Genomic DNA, 16412 nt, shown 5'->3' with positions numbered 1-16412 from the left:
CGGCCACACGTGCCTGGAGGGGCTGTGCTCCCTCGCTCGCCGGGCACCGGGGCACCGTCGCTTACCGGGTTGATAATGCCCCGAGAGCCCCGAATGTCGTGCGCATTGCAGTGGGTAGGGGTGCGTGGTAAGGGGCCCCGACTTCTAGCTTTCGGCGGACCCGAACCGACCCGGCCCGCCCCCTGTTCGAGGACGCAAAACGCCCATGGAAATCCGCGCCGACGAGATCAGCAGAATCATCCGGGAGCAGATCAAGGACTACGGCAAGAAGGTCACCGTCGCGGAGACGGGCACCGTGCTGTCCGTGGGTGACGGTATCGCGCGCATCTACGGGCTCGAGGGCGTGCAGGCCGGTGAGCTGGTGGAGTTCACCAACGGCGTGAAGGGCCTCGTGCTGAACCTCGAGGAGGACAACGTCGGCGTCGCCATCATGGGTGACTTCCAGGCCATCCGCGAGGGTGACGTCGTCAAGCGCACCCAGCAGATCGCCTCCGTGCCGGTGGGCAAGGGCCTGCTGGGCCGCGTGGTGGACCCGCTCGGCCTCCCCCTGGACGGCAAGGGCCCCATCGAGGCCACCGAGACGCGCCGCCTGGAAGTGAAGGCGCCCGGCATCGTGAAGCGCAAGAGCGTGCACGAGCCCCTGCAGACGGGCATCAAGGCGCTGGACGCGCTGGTGCCGGTGGGTCGTGGTCAGCGCGAGCTCATCATCGGTGACCGCCAGACGGGCAAGACGGCCGTCGCCATCGACACCATCATCAACCAGAAGGGCCTGAACGTTTACTGCATCTACGTGGCCATCGGCCAGAAGCAGTCGACGGTCGCCCAGGTCGTGGAGAAGCTCAACCGCTTCGGCGCCATGGAGTTCACCACGGTGGTCGCGGCGAACGCCTCCGACCCGGCCCCGATGCAGTTCTTCGCGCCGTACGCGGGCGTGGCCATCGGCGAGTACTTCCGCGACAACAAGATGCACGCCCTCATCATCTACGACGACCTGTCCAAGCAGGCCGTGGCATACCGCCAGCTGTCGCTGCTGCTGCGCCGCCCCCCGGGTCGTGAGGCGTACCCCGGCGACGTGTTCTACGTGCACAGCCGCCTGCTGGAGCGCGCCGCCAAGCTGTCCGACGAAGAGGGCGCGGGCTCGCTCACGGCGCTGCCCATCATCGAGACGCAGGCCGGCGACGTGTCCGCCTACATCCCGACGAACGTCATCTCCATCACCGACGGTCAGATCTTCCTTGAGACGGACCTGTTCTTCGCCGGCGTCCGCCCGGCCATCAACGTCGGTCTGTCGGTGTCCCGCGTCGGTTCCGCCGCGCAGATCAAGGCCATGAAGCAGGTGGCCGGCACCATGAAGCTGGAGCTCGCGCAGTACCGCGAGCTGGCCGCCTTCTCCCAGTTCGGCTCGGACCTCGACAAGGCCACGCAGGAGACGCTGGCCCGCGGCGCCCGCATGGTGGAGCTGCTCAAGCAGGGCCAGTACGAGCCGCTGCCCGTCGAGCGTCAGGTCATGCAGATCTACGCCGCCACCAACCGCGACGACCCCAAGAAGCGCGGCTGGATTCGCGAGATTCCCGTCGCGGACGTGGTGCGCTGGATGCGTGAGTTCCTGGACTTCACGGACGGCAAGTACCCGACCATCTCGAAGGACATCGCCTCCAAGCGCGAGCTCACCAATGACATCAAGGCCTCGCTGAACAAGGCCATCGTGGAGTTCAACGACGTCTTCCAGCCCACCCCGGGCGCGAAGGTCTAAGACTCTCCGGCCGCCAAGGCCCGTCGCACCGAGCCCCGCGCTCCCTTCCCTGGGACGCGGGGCTTCGTGTTTCTGGCGTGTGCCCGGGCTCCTGCTTCGGCTACCGCTTCGCGCCGTCGGCGGGCTTCACCTCGCGCTCCACGGTGCCAACGGACTCGCCCGTCCACTCCGGGTCCACGGGGATGATGAGGTAGCCCTCCTGGGCCGTGGGTGGGGGGCGTTGGTGGAGGGGTGGCGGCTCGTCGCTCGAGGCCACGCGGGCGGGCACGTCCGTCCAGGCGACGAAGCGGGCCTCGTACTCCCGCACGCGCTGGCCGCCGGCCACCTTGCGCTCCAAGGGGCGCGGCAGCAGCACCGCGTCCGCGCCCATCAAACAGGCGGTCTCCTGGAGCAGCTCCTTGCGGCCCTGCGCGCCCAGGTACTCGTTGCCCGTCACCGCCAGGGTGCCGAGCTCGGCATAGGGGCGCGGGGGCTCGCGCTCCTCGAAGACCTCGAACGCGCAGCCGGGCTCCCTCGCCGGACGCTGGACGCTGACGGAGTGCGCCTCCAGCGCCACCTGTGCCGAGGTCGCGCAGGCGGACATGCAGGCGGCGAGGACGCACGACGACAGCGAGCGGCTGACGGACATGGCGGGCTCCGATGAAAGGGCGCGGCGGACGACAGTCTCGTCAACGCCGCGCCTCTCGGGAGCATATCGGCGGGTGGCCGCGTCAGCGCAGGCGAGGCAGGAGCGCGAGCAGGCTCTTGTCCACGCCACCGCGAGTGCCCAGCGCCTCGATGGCCTTCAGCTCGTATGGCAGCACGTTGTCACGGGCGACGAGCTGCACGTGCGCGCCCAGGGCGGCCGGCAGCGCCAGGTCCAGCTCGTAGATGTCGCCAGCCACCAGCGTGTCCTCGGGCCGCGTGCCCGTGGTGTCCCAGATGCGCTTGAGGGCCTCGAAGTAGCGGCCCCGGCGCAGGTAGACGGGCCGGCGCAGCACGCCGTCCAGCGTCTGCGTCTCCGGCAGCGCGTCGAAGCGCGCGTCGGACACGTCTGGTGGGTCCAACAGGAACTTGCGCGCGTCGCCGGAGACCTTCAGCCGCTCGCGGCCCTTGGGCGCCAGGGTGTCCAGCTTCTTCTCCACCAGCTCCGTGTGCGCGTTCGTGACGACAGTCACGGGCAGGCCCGTGGCGAGCAGCGCCTCCAGCACCTCCTTCGCCTCCGGCTTGAAGGCCGTGGCCGAGTGCACGTAGGACTCGCGATACATCGTCTGCACGGCCTCCGAGCGCGTCACCTCGTCGGTGCCCACGGAGAGCCGCTGGAAGATGCGGTGCGCCGCCGTCGTGGCCGTCAGGTACGGGTCCGCCGTCGCGGGTGCCACCACCTTGCCGCCCAGGTTCCACCCCAGGAGGTCGGCGCCCGCTCGCAGCGCCGCGACTTCCTCCTCCCAGGCCTGCTCCACCCCCTGCCCCAGTGCGCGGACCAGTCCGTCACGAAAGTGTTTCAAGAAGGGCGCGCTCTCCGTCGCCACGTCCGTGAAGGTCCCGTCGAAGTCCAGCACCACGCAAGCAATCGCCATCAGCCCACCGACTCCCGAAGTTGGAGGAAAAGGGGCCGGATGACGCCCCGGCCCGGGTTCCGAATCAAGCCTGTGACATCATTTCGGCCCTGTAAACTTGAGGCCGCCCTGTAAATCCCGAGTGGCAGGGCCGTCGCCTTGAGTCCTACAGCGGGTGGCTCGCTAGCCTTGGGCGGGCATGGAAGCGACGCGGCGAAACGAGGCGGCGCTGTGGCGCCGGGCGTGGCTGCCCTGGGGCTTGCTCGCCGGAGTGTGCGTGCTCTGCGGGTCGGCGGCCTGGGCGAGCTCTCGCTCGGTGTCCGCGCTGGCGGAGCGCGGGGCGCAACTGGAGCGCGAGGCGGCCGAGTCCGAGGCCCGCGTGGCCGAGCTGCAGGCGCTGCGCGAGGCCATGGCCCGACGACTGCGCGTGCTGGAGCAGCAACACCAGAGCGCGCGGGCGGAGGTGCTGACCGCGGCGGCGGCCTGCTCCCTGGCGCCACCCGAGGCACCCCAGAGCCAGGGGCGCTCGGAGCCACGCCGCTCGGGCTCGGCGAAAGGCAAGAAGAGCGCGCGCCGCTGACGGGAGCGCGCTCCGACGTGGCCGCCAGGTCCACACCTGCCCTCGCCGCTGTGGACCTGGGGGCAACAGGGCACCGGGGCCGCGCGCGCAACCTCACGGAAATACTGCGAGGCGAGCGTCGGCCCGCCACGTGCTACCTCGCAACTCCGAGTCTCCTTTTCGCGCGAGGTCCCTTCCGCATGTCTTCCGTCATCCTCCGACTCCCCGCCCCCCTCCGCTCCGCGCTGGCCGCCCTCGTGTGCGTGGCCGCGCTGCTCCCGCTCTCCCGCGCGGAGGCCGAGCCGGGTATCCGCATCCTCAACTCGCTCTCCACCGCCGACCTGGCCTTCAACGCGCTCACCACCAACGCGGGCTCCATCGAGGCACTCATCTCGCAGCCGCTGACCTCGCGCGCCTTCGCGGGTGACTGGCGCCTCAGGCACCAGCTCGAGGACCCGGCCGCGCGCAACGTCATGCACTACCTGGTCGAGTGCGCGCTGGGCCCGACCTCCAAGGTGGAGTGGAAGGACCGCCTGGGCAACGTGTACACCTTCAGCGGAGGCGCGGCCCTGTGTCCGGAGTGGGATTTCACGGCGCCCAGCCCCCAGTGCCTGGGCTACGTGAGCGCGTGCCTGCTGTCGCGCAACAACGCCTACGGCCACACCGTGGAAATCTCCCTGCGCGGCGAGGACCCCCGGGACGACCTGCGCTTCAACCCCACCGGTGACACCAAGCAATGGCACCCCATGTTCCTGCCGTGCGACAAGGGCGGCTCCGGCCTGGGTGACGAGTGTGGCTGGGTGGGCGAGGGCGTGGGCGCCTGCACTCCGGGACTGGAGGTGACGGTGGCCGCCGGCGCGCCGAGGCCGGACACGTGCACCGGCCTGCTCGGCGCCATCTCCGGCCACCGCGTGCTGCGCGTGTGTGAGAAGCCCTGGGGCTGCGAGGCCGGCGACGCCCTGGCCGCGGCCGAGAAGAACGACTGCGGCGGCGACGCCCCCAGCGCCACGTTCTTCTGCCCCCGCGGCGGCAGGTACAGCGTCATGTCCGCGCCCTTCAACCGCATGGAAGCGCCGGGCTCGTGGGTGAGGCCCGGCACCACGCAGGGCCGCTACCCCGTCGCATCCTTCGGCGCCTTCACCTTCCGCGAGGGAGCGTTCTTCGGGAACATCTTCGACTCGAAGGCCCTGTCCGTGGAGGTGAGCATCAACATGGACACCTACCTGCCCCAGCTCTCCAAGCCGAACTTCACCGGCTACCCGTACCAGAACGTCCACGCCTGCTTCGCCAAGGACTGGATTGCCGGAGACGTGCACCTGGCCTCGCGCATCTGCGCCAACACCACCATCGGCGACCACAACGCCTTCGGCTGCCTGGCCCGCACCGTGGGGCCCTGCGAGTTCGGCAGCGCCAGCCCCCAGGCGCCCCGCTGCGCCGTGGGCGATGGCTTCAAGGTCCAAGGCGACGGCGACTTCGAGGTCTGCTCCGACGATGACGGCGTCTTCCACCCCGAACCCATCACCACCTACCTGAACAGCCCCTGCGACGCGCTGCCCGTGACGGACCGCAGCACGTGCGGCGGCGGCGAGTGCGACTTCAGTGTTTCGCCCCCCAAGTGCAAGAAGGGCTGCGAGCCGCGCTCCGCCAGCGAATGCCTGGCCGTGGCCTGCGTGAAGAACCCCAAGCTCTGCGTCCGGAAGTAGCACCGCGTCACGACCAGCCCGGGGGGTCGGCTTCCACCTCCCGGGCCCGGCGACACGGTGGGCTCGCGAGGGCTGCCCGGCCAGGGGGCAGGCGGCATCCCATACACCATGGGTGTATGAATAAAGCAGGCGGCCGGCCGTCCTGACTCGCGTTGCCTCGTTCCGGCCACCGCCGAGGAGCCCACCGTGTTCTCTTTCCGTTCCGTCCTGAGCGCCGTGCTTGCCCTGGGATTGCTGCTGGGCTCGACGCCGTCCGAGGCGCGCTTCGGCAAGCGTTCCCGTCCTTCGCAGTTCGACTCGAAGAAGGACGACGACAAGAACGACACGCACGAGGCCACGCCGGTGGGCCACTCGGACTCCGACGACGATGACGATGACGACAGGCCCCGGCGGCGGCGCAACAACTCGCGCCACGTCGCGTCGGACGTCGCGGACAGCATCGGCTTCCTCGCCTTCGTGTTCTCCGGCGGCAACCACCGGCTGATGGTGGTGGACGAGCCCCGGCACCGCGGTGAGCTGCGGCAGGAGCGTCACGCGGCGCCCCTGTCCTTCCGCGTGGGCTTCCAGGCCGGGCCCGTCAACAGCGGCGGCGCGGGCGACCTCTTCATCGGCCTGGAGGGCCGGCGCTTCGGCGTGGACGCGCGCATCACCGGCATCAGCGTGGACGCCGATGACGGCACGGACGCGTCGGACGGCATCACGCTGGTGGAGGCGCACCTCACCTGGGCGCTCGTCTCCCTGGAGCGCGTCCGGCTGCGCGTGGAGGCGGGTGTCAGCACCGCGAACGCGCCGGACATCTCCTTCGTGGGCCCCAGCCTGGGCATGTCCCTGGAGGCGTGCCTCGCGGGACCGCTCGACTTCGAGGCGCGCGCGCAGATGACGCCCTTCCCCTACCGCCAGGTGGACGCGAGCGCCGCGCTGGCGCTGCACCTGGGCGCGCTGGTGCTGCGCGGCGGCTACCGGGGCATGGTGCTGGACGACGCGGGCCACGTGGACGGGGTCGTCCACCGCGACGGCTTCCACGGCCCCTTCTTCGGCCTGGGCCTCACCTACTGATTCGTCGAGGCACCTCCGGCCTCGGTCCCGGGCAGTGCTCCTGGACCGTGGCCATCAGGTCCTTGAGCCGCACGGGTTTGCGCAAAAGCGCCACCACGTTCGCCGGACGGGGCCCCGGCTCCGCCGCCATGGCCACCACCCGCGACTGCTCGAAGCGCGCGTCCCGCTGCAGAGTCTCCAGCAACCCCAGGCCCTGCACTCGCGGCGTCTCCAGGTCCACCAACACCAGACACGGCACCTCCAGCGACACGAGCACGCGCAGGGCCTCCCGGCCATTGATGGCCATGGCCACGTCGTAGCCTTCGTCCTGAAGCGCTTCCGCCATCGCGCCCCGCAGGTCCGGGTCGTCTTCCACCAGGAGCACGGTTGGCTGCATCACCACATGGGTCACGATTGCCACCCTAGTGCCTCCGTAGCTCGCTGACACAGTTCACACCGCGAGGCCTTCGCCCACTGTCGAACCGTGAGCATCCGCCCGGTCCAGACAGGCAGATAGTCCCAGCTCCCCCGCGCGATGAGCCCAGGAGATGGGGTGCGGAGGGCCGGGATGCACGGCGAGCGTCCGCCGGTGAATGGCGATTCCTCCCACGTGTCGGGCCGTGCGCACTCATTGGACGGCGCGCTGCCCAATGCCACACAAGCGCGATTGGCCAACGCCCGCCCACCCCGGGGGACCATGGCCGCGCGGGGCCGGCGGCCCTTGAATGTCGCTCCCCCGTCGTCCCCCGCCAGGAAGAGGAGTGGACCTTGCCCTCATCGAAGGCCGTGCTCGGCTCCGCGCTCACCGCCACCCTCCTGCTCGGCGGAGCCCCCGCCGAGGCCCGCTTCGGCAAGCGCTCCACGCCGTCATCGTCTGGAGGCACCACCCGCCCGGAGCGCGGCGCGGACCGCCCGGACGCGAGCCACGAGCGCCGCTCGCGTGAGCATCCCGCCACACCCGTCGGACAGGGCTCGAGCGACGGGCGCTCCGCGCGCGAGCACCCCGCGACAGCCATTGGCAAGGAGCGTGACGCCCAGGACGACGCGCCCCGCAGGCGGCGGCGACGGGCCCGCGTCCCCGTGAGCGCCGCCGTCGTCGGAGTGGGCGCCGCGGGGGCCTCGGCTTCGCCCCGGCTGAACGCCACCACGCGCACGGAGCGCCGGCGCGACGAGCCCGTGCCGCTCCTGGTGCGCCTGGGCGCGCAGGCGGACTGGCTCACCGGCGGCGGCGCCATGGGACTCTTCATGGCCATGGAGGGCCGGCGCATGGGGTTGGACACCCGCATCACCGGCCTGACGCTCCGGGCGGAGGACGGCTCCGACAAGGTGGACCGCATCACCCTCTTGAGCGCGCGGGTGACAGCGGCCCTGTGGGCCAGCGCCCGCGGGCGCGTGCGGGTCGAAGCGGGCCTGACGAGCGCCCACGCCCCCAGCGTCATCTTCGTGGGCCCCAGCTTCGGCGCGTCCGTGGAGGCCTGCATCGGCGCCTCACCGCTGGACGTGGAAGCGCGCGTGAATGCCACGCCCTTTCCCCACCGCCAGGTGGATGCGCAGGCGGGCATGGCCCTGCACCTGGGAGGCTTCAACCTGCGCGGCGGCTGGCGCGCGCTGTACCTCAACGACGCCGGACACGTGGACGGCGTCGAGCACGAGGAAGGCTTCGGCGGGCCGTACTTCGGCCTCGGGTTGACCTTCTAGTCCCCGGGCACCTCTCCACGGGCCGCGCGCACGCACGAGCGGCCCGTCATGCCCTGCTCACACGACGGGCCGGAGCCGCCCGATTGAGGGAGCCCCGGCCCTCCAGTTCTTACTCGTCCGGCGACGCGGCCATGGGAACCGAACCGCCCCCGCCGCCGATATCCGCCACCGTGGTGAGCCCCGAGGACGGCCGCTTGCCGGTGCCTCGGCGCTTGGGCGGCGGCGCCAGCTTCGGCTCCGAGCCGAACAGCCGCTCGTACGTCTCCGGGCCGTTGATGTTCACAATCACGCCCGGGTCCTTCAACGGCACCCGACGCACCTTCATGTTCTTCAGCACCACCTCCAGCTGGTCACCCTCCGCCGCCCGCAGCCGCTCCGCCGCGGCCCGCGACAACATCACCGGCCAGCCAGGTGCCCCCTCGAACTCCGGACGCAGCGCCTCCTCCGCTTCTCCCATCAACTTGAGCAAGGACTTCACCGTGGTGGCCCGGAGCGCTGGCATGTCCACCGGATGCAGGAGCACGACGTCCGCTCCGGCCTCCATCGCCGCGTCCAACCCCACCTTCACCGAGGCCATCTGGCTGTCCTTCCACTGCTCGGACTCCACCAGGTCCAGCCCCGGATGCTGCTCGCGCACGGCCTCAGCATCCTTCCCCACCACACCCAGCACCTGACAGCTCGCCTTGCCAAAGGTCGACGCCAGCGACTGAAGGAAGCTCTTGTCGCCTTCGTGCAGGATGAGCGCCTTGGGGTGGGCCATCCGCCGGGCCTCGCCCGATGCGAGGATGATCGCCACTGCCTTCATACCAAGCCTCCTCCGTCCCCCGGGGAATCGAGTGCCAGCTGGCCCGGGGCCACCGGGAACAGGCTGTGGCCTCCGCGGTGGTTTTTGAGCCCACCCCCCGGTGCTAGCCGTCAGACGGCCCCCAGTCACTTCGCGAGCCGTGTGAGAGGAGCGCGAGCACGCGCGAGCAGCGCCGGAAGAGGCACGGGCCGCCTGCTCGTTCGTACCACCCCGGAGGCTCGCCTCCCCTGCCCTCCGGCCACCTGCCCGCGAAAGACTCAATGCAGCCACCGGGGCGGCGGCGTGTGCAGCAGCAGCGCCGAGGCGGGCACGGACGCGGCGGTCTTTTCTTCCGTGCTCGCCAGCGCCTTGGCGGTCAGAATTTCAGCCAGCCGCGCGAGCGGCGCAAAGGAAGACAGCCGATGCAGCTCATGCTGGGACACCTCGCCCAACCACGCTCCGTCCCGGCCATCCACCACCGGCAGCGCGTGCGCCCCATGACGGTGCATCACCTGAAGCGCCGAGAGGACGGTGTCCTCGGGGAAGAGCGTCACGGCATGGGCAACGAGCATCTCGAACTCGGGGCTGCGGCACATCGTCACGGAAGGCCTCCATAAAGCAGGCGTCAGGCGCCTCTGATCCACCCCTAAGCAAGGCCCTTGCCGGGCCCGGACGACTTCCGAAAGGCGACACACAACCTGGGACGGCCGGTGAGCGATAATCTCCAGGCAGCCCGCCACCCCCTCGACGCGTCCCGAAGTGGAGCCACCGCGATGAGCATCAAGTCCCTGCCGTCCTCCACACCGTCTGCCGCACCGCGTCGAACCCCGGAGCCCGTGCAGCCGCAGAAGGCGGAGGCCCCCAAGCCCAACCTGCTCGAGCGGATGGGCCAGGGCCTGCAGAACGTGGCGCGCGCGGCGAACCAGGTGGTGGACCGCTTCGAGGCGAAGCTGCCGGACCTGTCCAAGCTGGGCCTGCCCCAGCTCGCCGGCACCGGCGGCAAGCCCTGGGAGGGCATCACCCTCACCGGCAAGCCGCTTCAGATTCCGCTGAACAAGCTGCTGGACGTGGACCTGGGCGACCTTCGCAAGGTCCTCGAGCGCGTCCTGCCCCCCAAGATTGACGACAAGCAGGGCAAGCAGCTCGTCGAACAGACGAAGGGCTTCCGTGACGCGCTGGGTCAAGTGCGCTCGCTGTCGGCGCAGCTGGACATGCTGCCCTCCACGCATCCGCGCTACGCGCAGGTGAAGGCCGCGCTGGAGAAGGCGGAAGGGGCGCTGACGCAGCAGACGGGCTACACGCGGACCACCGCGCCGCGACCCGGCTCGCTCTGGTTGGATCCGCAGTTCCTGGCGAAGGAGCTGCCCAACGGACAGGTCCACGCCAGCCGCTTCCCCACGGGCACGCCGGTGACGAAGCCGCCCGCGGCGCTGGACATCGTCGCGGGGGGCGACGCGAAGAAGGCCGCCGAATACACGGCCTCCGTCGCCCAGAACCGCGCCGAGGCGGGCATGCCGGTGCAGGGCGGCGAGCCCATGGGCGTGCACCTGAGCCTGGAGGGCGGTGGCGGCAAGGGCAAGCGCTACGCGGCGATGCTGACGGAGATGCGCGAGATGGGCGTGGTGCCGGTGAGCCTGACGGGCACGTCCGCGGGCTCCATCGCCGCCGCGTTCGCCGCCACGGGCGCCACGCCGAAGCAGGTGGAGGACGTGGCCAAGGACCCGCGCCTGGGCAAGCTGTATGACGCCGACCTGGACCTGAACGACGGCGGCCTGCTGGATGGCCAGGCCGCGTATGACCTCTTCGACCAGAAGCTGCGCGAGCTGACCGGAATCACGGACCGGCCCGTGACGTTCGCCGACCTCAAGATTCCCCTCCAGCTCGTCGCCGCCAAGGCCTACGACAGCGCCGTTCCCAACGGCGGCTTCAAGAGCGCGCAGGACCGCATCTTCGTCTTCAGCCAGGAGACGACGCCGGACACGCCCGTGGCGCTCGCCATGCGCGCCTCCATGGCCATCCCCGGCGTCTTCGAGCCGGTGCAGGTGGTGGACCCCGTCACCGGCCGGCAGATGCACCTGGTGGACGGTGGCACGCTGGACAACCTGCCCATGGGCTACAACAAGAACGACCTGCCGCAGATTGGCGCGTCGCTCCAGCCGCGCGGTGGCACGCACCCGTCCAACGGCACCGCCCAGCCCAAGCCCTTGCCCACCGGCCAGCTCGACACGGACGACGTGGTGTGGAACGGCTTCAACGGCCTGGCCCTGCTCAAGGACAACGCCACCGAGGCCCAGGACTGGCGCGACAAGGCGAAGCCCGGCGCCAACCAGTTCATGCTCAGCGTCCCCACGTGGAACCTGGACAACCCCAAGCAGGGCAACAGCATCCTGGGCTTCGGCTACGACAACAAGGTGGACCCCATCCTGGATGGGCAGACGCGCGAAGTGACGCGCGACTTCCTGCGCGAGTTCATGGATGACATGAAGGTCCCCGGCTCGCGCGGCACCAACATGGTGACCCAGGTGCCCAAGGACTTGAAGTTCAGCGAGCCCGTCCAGATTTGGGGCGAGAAGTTCCAGGTGACGTACAACGGCGGAGACACCGTCGTCGCCACCGCCGCCAATGGCAAACGTCACGAAGTGCGGCTCGGCCAGAAACAGATTGAATCCATGTGGCTGGATGGCCAGGCGTTCAACGACTTCGGCGCGCAGCTGTCTCACTCGCTCAGCGACGTGCGCAGCGTGCGACCTTCCTGGTTCCCTTTCTGACACACGGTGTGGGGCTTGCGCCCCTGCTGCAAGGTTGAACCTCCAGACACCTTCACGCACCCGGGGCGCCTTGAGGCGCACCTGGGTGCCGTCGTTACGGTGGCTCGCATACATCCCCCTGGGAGGTCTTGATGCAAGCGGAGCGAGGGCGGGCCTGGGTGCCCTGGCTGGTGACGGTGCTGGTGGTGCTGCTGGCGGGCGGAGTGCTGTACCTGGCGCACCGAGGCTCGGCGCAGTCGCAGGCGCAAGCGGAAGAGGCGCGCAAGGCGGCGGACGAGGCCACGGCGCGCGCGCGTGACGCGGAGGCCGCGCGCAAGCAGGCGGAGGAGAAGCTCGCGGCGCTGGAGACGGAGCACGCGAAGCTGTCGTCGGAGAAGGAGCAGCTCAGCACGGAGAAGGAGCAGCTCTCCCAGACGGTGCAGGAGCAGGAGGCGGAGCTGGCCAAGCTCAAGGACACCTATGACGACCTCCAGGACAAGATGAAGTCGGAGATCGCCGAAGGCGCCATCAAGCTGTCCCAAGCCAAGGGCCGCATCCAGGTGGACCTGGTGGACAAGGTGCTCTTCGACTCCGGCGACGCGAGCATCAGCAAGCGCGGCCAGGAGGTCCTCAAGCGGCTGGGCGGCGTGCTCGCCAAGGTGGATGACAAGGCCATCCAGGTGTCGGGCCACACGGATGACTCGCCGCCGTCGCAGAAGCTGCAGGCCACCTTCCCCACCAACTGGGAGCTGTCCGTGGCGCGCGCCGTCAACGTGGTGCGCTTCCTGGAGGAGCATGGCGGGGTGCGCTCGCGCCGGATGATCGCCGCGGGCTACGGAGAGACGCGGCCGGTGTCGGCCAACGCCACCCCTCAGGGCCGCGCGCGCAACCGGCGCATCGAGGTGCTGCTGATTCCAGAGCTGCCCGCGAAGAAGGCCGCCCTGAAGACGGCCCGGGACAGCCGCTAGCTACTTCTTCTTCACCGACTCCAACAGCTTGCGGAAGGACTTCTCCGAGGCCGCCACCGTCTTCTCCGGGCCCGTCAGCTTGAAGAAGAGGGCGCCCTCGGGGCCTTCCACAATCGCGCCCAGCAGACGGAAGCCGGGCTTCGGCGTGGAGGGGCCCATCATCGGCCCGCCGCCCATGTACGTGCCCTTCACGTCCACGGTCGTCACCGGCATCCCGTTGAGCTTCTCCGTCTTCGTCTTCGCGACCTTGTCCACCGGCTTGCCCTCCGCCGTCTGGAACTGGCCCAGCCACCGCTTCACGTTGGCGTCCACCGCGCCGCCCTGCCCCTGCCCGAAGTAGAAGACCGCCAGCTCCCCGCCCTCCGTGTCCCCCTTCGCCGCCGGCAGCTTGTACGTCGCCGCGCGCATCGGCCGCTCGCCCTGCGCCGCCCACTCCGCCGGCGCCGTCCACGCCAGGCCCCCGGCCTCCTCCGCGGACGCCGCCATCGCCATGCACATCACCAGCACACTCAGCAGTCGGTTCATCCGCTCAGCGTACCGGTGATTGGCTCCAGCGCAGTGTGTCAAAGACAGTCTGTGCCACTCCCGCATACGCTGATGCATGAGTGACACAACGCGTCAAGTCCCGTCGCTTCCGGCCAACCCACGGACGTGGTACGCCACGCGACTGTCACCTAGTCCTGAAGTCCAAACCTGGACTCGGAGGGGGTTGTACCCATGAAAAAGGCGTTGTTCCTCGGGGCCCTGGCCCTGGGCACGGTAGCGTGTGATCCAGACATCGCGCAGGACCCACCTCCGAACGCGGCGGATGTCGTCGTGGCGGAGTTCGACCCCTCGGCGTCTCCGGCTGTCGTGCCGTCTCCGAATGACCTGGCCATCGCCAAGTTGCCGGATGGCTCGAACATCGTCGCGGCGCCCATCAACCCGAAGGCGCCGGCAGCCGAGCAGGAGTTCACCCGGGACTACCTCAACACGCTCAATGGCTTCCCGACGTCCGCGATCGCCACCACGCTGGTGAAGGACCTGAACCCGGCGACGGTCAACTCGGACACGGTCAAGGTCATCGACCTCTACGAGGGCACGGAGCTGGCGAAGCCCGTCACGGCGACCATCGGCTACCGCCCGGAGACCAACCAGATCACCGTCATCCCGCCGCAGCCGCAGGGCTGGCCCAAGGGTGGCCGCTACGCGGTGGCCATCATCGGTGGCAAGGATGGCGTGAGGACCAACCAGGACAAGCCCATCATCGCCTCGGCCACCTGGTCCTTCGCCAGCTCGCGCGAGCCGCTCGTCACCTGTCCTGGTCAGGACCTGGCGTCCCCGGACTGCCGCCTCAACACGGAGCTGCTGCCGTCCATCAAGACCGACCCGGCCGAGCGCCTGGCGGACCAGCTCAACAGCGCCAAGCGCCTGGAGCAGCTGCGCCTGGGCTACAAGGACGTCCTCAACGCGGTGTCGGCGAAGTTCTCCGTCAACCGCGACGACATCGTCCTGGCGTGGACCTTCTCCATCCTGAACCAGCCGGAAGCGACGTTCGATCCGAGCACCAGCACCATCCCCTTCCCCAACGACCTGCTGCGCACGCCGAAGACGGCCACGGCGGCGGCGCACCTGAACCTGCCCGTGCCCCCCACGGCCGGCACGGTGCAGGACCTCATCAAGGGCCTGAACACGCTGGACGGCTGGTCCACGACGGCGACCATCATCTCCGAGAACAGCGCCACCCGCGGCGTCATCGACAATGACGCCAAGCTGGACATGAACACCGTCCGGCTGGGCAAGGAGCTGCTGTTCGTCAAGCTGACCCCGGGCGGAACCACGCCCAAGGTCAAGGTGTGCCTCAACTGCGCCTCCAGCCGGAAGCGCGATGGCAGCGCCGCGGACCCCGCGCCCCAGCAGCTGCAGATCATCCCCGAGGTTCCGCTCGACCCCGCCACCCAGTACGCGGTCATCCTCCTGCGTGGCGCCAAGGACGAGAAGGGCAACTTCGTCGCCGCCACCGGTCCCCAGGCCCTGATGCGCCTGTCGTCGCCGCTGTTCGTCGACGGCAAGAGCCAGGTCGCCGCGGTGCCGGACGGCACCGCCGCCGCGCTGGAGCCCATCCGCGCGGGCATGAAGCCGCTGTTCGACAGCCTGGCCGCGAACTTCAAGATTGAACGCAAGGACGTGCTGCTCGCGTGGACGTTCACCACGCAGAGCACCCACACCGTGCTGGCCCAGCTCAACCAGGCGCCCACCCCGGTGCCCACCACGCCGCTGTACATGGTGGACCAGACGGCCCAGCTCACCGGCGCCATGGACGCCAACGGCCTGGAGCACCCGCACGTGGGCAAGGCCCTGGTCGGCGCGTTCCTGTCGCCCATCCTGCTGGACGACGTCAACGGCGCGCTCAACCCCCTGCGTCCCACGCGCCTGGACCACATCCCGTTCTGGCTGTTCCTGCCCGCCTCGGCGCCTCCGGCCACCGGCTACAAGGTCGTCGTCTTCGGTCACGGCCTGGGCAGCAACCGCACCTCCGTGCTCCCCATCGTCAACAAGCTCAACGAGGCTGGCTACGCGGTGGCCGCCATGGACACCGTGCTCCACGGCGAGCGCACCAGCTGCGCGGGCATCACCGCCGCGTCGGGGCTGGGCTCCATCACCACCCCGGACCAGGCCTGCGCCACCGGCTCCACCTGTGACGTGACGGCCAACAGCCCCACGTACGGCCGCTGCATCTCCGCGTCGCCCAACGCCTGCAACCCGCAGGCGGGTGGCGACCTCGCGTGCCAGGCTGCCGGCCAGGGCGTGTGCAGCGTGACGACGGCCAAGTGCGAGGGCGGCGACTTCCGCCGCGCGTCCGCGTCGTCCCCGCCGCTCGTCTCCAGCTGGAACTTCCTCAACCTCACCAACCTGTTCGCCACGCGCGACAACTTCCGCCACCACGTGGTGGACTTCTCGCAGCTCACCCGCGTGCTGGCCAGCGACGGCCTGCGCACGCAGCTGGGCACCGTCGTCCCGGGCGCCACGCTCAACGCCGCCACGGTGGACTACGTGGGTCAGAGCCTGGGCGGCTTCCAGGGCGCCCTGTCCGCGTCCGTCAACACGCGCGTGCGCCGCACCGTCCTCAACGTCCCGGGCGGTGACCTGGTGGACACCCTCCTGACGTCCGTCAACCCGACGTTCGTCGCCCGCCGCGAGGGCTTCCTGGGCTTCCTGGAGTCCGTGGGCCGCGTCTCCGGCACCCCGGCCTTCGACGAGTTCATCGTCCTGGCTCGCACCATCCTGGACCCGGCCGCTCCTCGCAACTACGGCTGGAAGCTGGAGAACCTGGAGGGTGCTCCCGCGGAGCGCGAGGCGTTCATCCAGTACATCGAGGGTGACGAGGTGATTCCGAACCCCGTGACGCAAGGGCTCATCGCCGCGGCCAACCGCGACAGCACCCGCACGGTGCAGAGCTACATGGCGGAAGTCGACCTGCTGCCCACGCAGACGCGCCACGTGTTCCTGCTCATCTCCGACCCGTCTGACCCGGGCAACCCGTTCCTGAAGTCCGTGCGCGACACGGCTCAGGCCCAGGTCGTCAACTTCTTCAACACGGGCGACGCGGCCACTCCGTAACGGACAGGACTCAGGGGAATGACTCAC

The 16412-nt window shown here is 69.9% G+C and carries 14 protein-coding genes; 8 read left to right on the top strand and 6 right to left on the bottom strand.

What is annotated here, in order from left to right:
* Positions 1–205 precede the first annotated feature (205 nt).
* Positions 206–1753, top strand: a complete 1548-nt coding sequence (atpA, locus tag HUA75_RS12775) for a F0F1 ATP synthase subunit alpha (protein ID WP_141640437.1) — start codon at positions 206–208, stop codon at positions 1751–1753.
* Between the two features lie 100 nt (positions 1754–1853).
* Here atpA and HUA75_RS12770 read toward each other — a convergent pair whose 3' ends face one another.
* Positions 1854–2381: a hypothetical protein gene (locus HUA75_RS12770; RefSeq protein WP_141640436.1), complete on the bottom strand. Its 528-nt coding sequence runs from the start codon at positions 2379–2381 to the stop codon at positions 1854–1856.
* An 82-nt stretch (positions 2382–2463) separates the two neighbouring features.
* Positions 2464–3312, bottom strand: coding sequence for an HAD family hydrolase (locus HUA75_RS12765; RefSeq protein ID WP_174486568.1), 849 nt, complete (start codon positions 3310–3312; stop codon positions 2464–2466).
* A 178-nt stretch (positions 3313–3490) separates the two neighbouring features.
* Here HUA75_RS12765 and HUA75_RS12760 point away from each other — a divergent pair, with 178 nt between their 5' ends.
* From HUA75_RS12760 to HUA75_RS12750, 3 genes are all read left to right on the top strand, one after another.
* Entirely contained in the window at positions 3491–3871 is a 381-nt protein-coding gene (locus tag HUA75_RS12760; RefSeq protein WP_141640434.1) for a hypothetical protein, read from the top strand.
* A 179-nt stretch (positions 3872–4050) separates the two neighbouring features.
* On the top strand, positions 4051–5553 hold the full coding sequence (locus tag HUA75_RS12755; RefSeq protein WP_174486567.1) for a hypothetical protein: 1503 nt from the start codon (positions 4051–4053) through the stop codon (positions 5551–5553).
* A 186-nt stretch (positions 5554–5739) separates the two neighbouring features.
* Positions 5740–6609 (top strand): hypothetical protein, encoded by an 870-nt coding sequence (locus tag HUA75_RS12750; RefSeq protein WP_174486566.1) that lies wholly within the window; start codon positions 5740–5742, stop codon positions 6607–6609.
* On the opposite strand, the gene HUA75_RS12745 is transcribed toward HUA75_RS12750, so the two are convergent.
* Positions 6599–7009, bottom strand: coding sequence for a response regulator (locus tag HUA75_RS12745; RefSeq protein WP_141640431.1), 411 nt, complete (start codon positions 7007–7009; stop codon positions 6599–6601). The genes HUA75_RS12750 and HUA75_RS12745 overlap by 11 nt on opposite strands.
* Before the next feature lie 347 nt (positions 7010–7356).
* On the opposite strand from HUA75_RS12745, the gene HUA75_RS12740 reads away from it, so the two are divergent.
* A complete protein-coding gene (locus HUA75_RS12740) occupies positions 7357–8286 on the top strand; it encodes a hypothetical protein (RefSeq protein ID WP_174486565.1) in 930 nt (309 codons plus the stop codon).
* Positions 8287–8395: 109 nt separating this feature from the next.
* Here the strand turns inward: HUA75_RS12740 and HUA75_RS12735 are convergent, their stop codons facing one another.
* Together HUA75_RS12735 and HUA75_RS12730 are read right to left on the bottom strand one after the other, a co-directional pair.
* A complete protein-coding gene (locus HUA75_RS12735; RefSeq protein WP_141640429.1) occupies positions 8396–9091 on the bottom strand; it encodes an NTP transferase domain-containing protein in 696 nt (231 codons plus the stop codon).
* A 257-nt stretch (positions 9092–9348) separates the two neighbouring features.
* A complete protein-coding gene (locus tag HUA75_RS12730) occupies positions 9349–9666 on the bottom strand; it encodes a CBS domain-containing protein (RefSeq protein WP_141640481.1) in 318 nt (105 codons plus the stop codon).
* Between the two features lie 177 nt (positions 9667–9843).
* On the opposite strand from HUA75_RS12730, the gene HUA75_RS12725 reads away from it, so the two are divergent.
* On the top strand, positions 9844–11838 hold the full coding sequence (locus HUA75_RS12725; RefSeq protein WP_174486564.1) for a patatin-like phospholipase family protein: 1995 nt from the start codon (positions 9844–9846) through the stop codon (positions 11836–11838).
* Between the two features lie 131 nt (positions 11839–11969).
* Entirely contained in the window at positions 11970–12785 is an 816-nt protein-coding gene (locus HUA75_RS12720) for a flagellar motor protein MotB (protein ID WP_141640427.1), read from the top strand.
* On the opposite strand, the gene HUA75_RS12715 is transcribed toward HUA75_RS12720, so the two are convergent.
* Positions 12786–13310: a hypothetical protein gene (locus HUA75_RS12715; protein WP_174486563.1), complete on the bottom strand. Its 525-nt coding sequence runs from the start codon at positions 13308–13310 to the stop codon at positions 12786–12788.
* Between the two features lie 192 nt (positions 13311–13502).
* Here HUA75_RS12715 and HUA75_RS12710 point away from each other — a divergent pair, with 192 nt between their 5' ends.
* Positions 13503–16385 carry a hypothetical protein gene (locus tag HUA75_RS12710; RefSeq protein WP_141640426.1) on the top strand — a complete coding sequence of 961 codons (2883 nt, stop codon included), beginning with the start codon at positions 13503–13505 and terminating at the stop codon, positions 16383–16385.
* Positions 16386–16412 lie beyond the last annotated feature (27 nt).

The sequence above is a fragment of the Myxococcus sp. CA040A genome, assembly GCF_013336725.1.
GTDB lineage: Bacteria > Myxococcota > Myxococcia > Myxococcales > Myxococcaceae > Myxococcus > Myxococcus llanfairpwllgwyngyllgogerychwyrndrobwllllantysiliogogogochensis.
The sequence above is the reverse complement of the archived record's forward strand: the minus strand, read 5'-3'. Positions and strand labels throughout refer to the sequence as shown.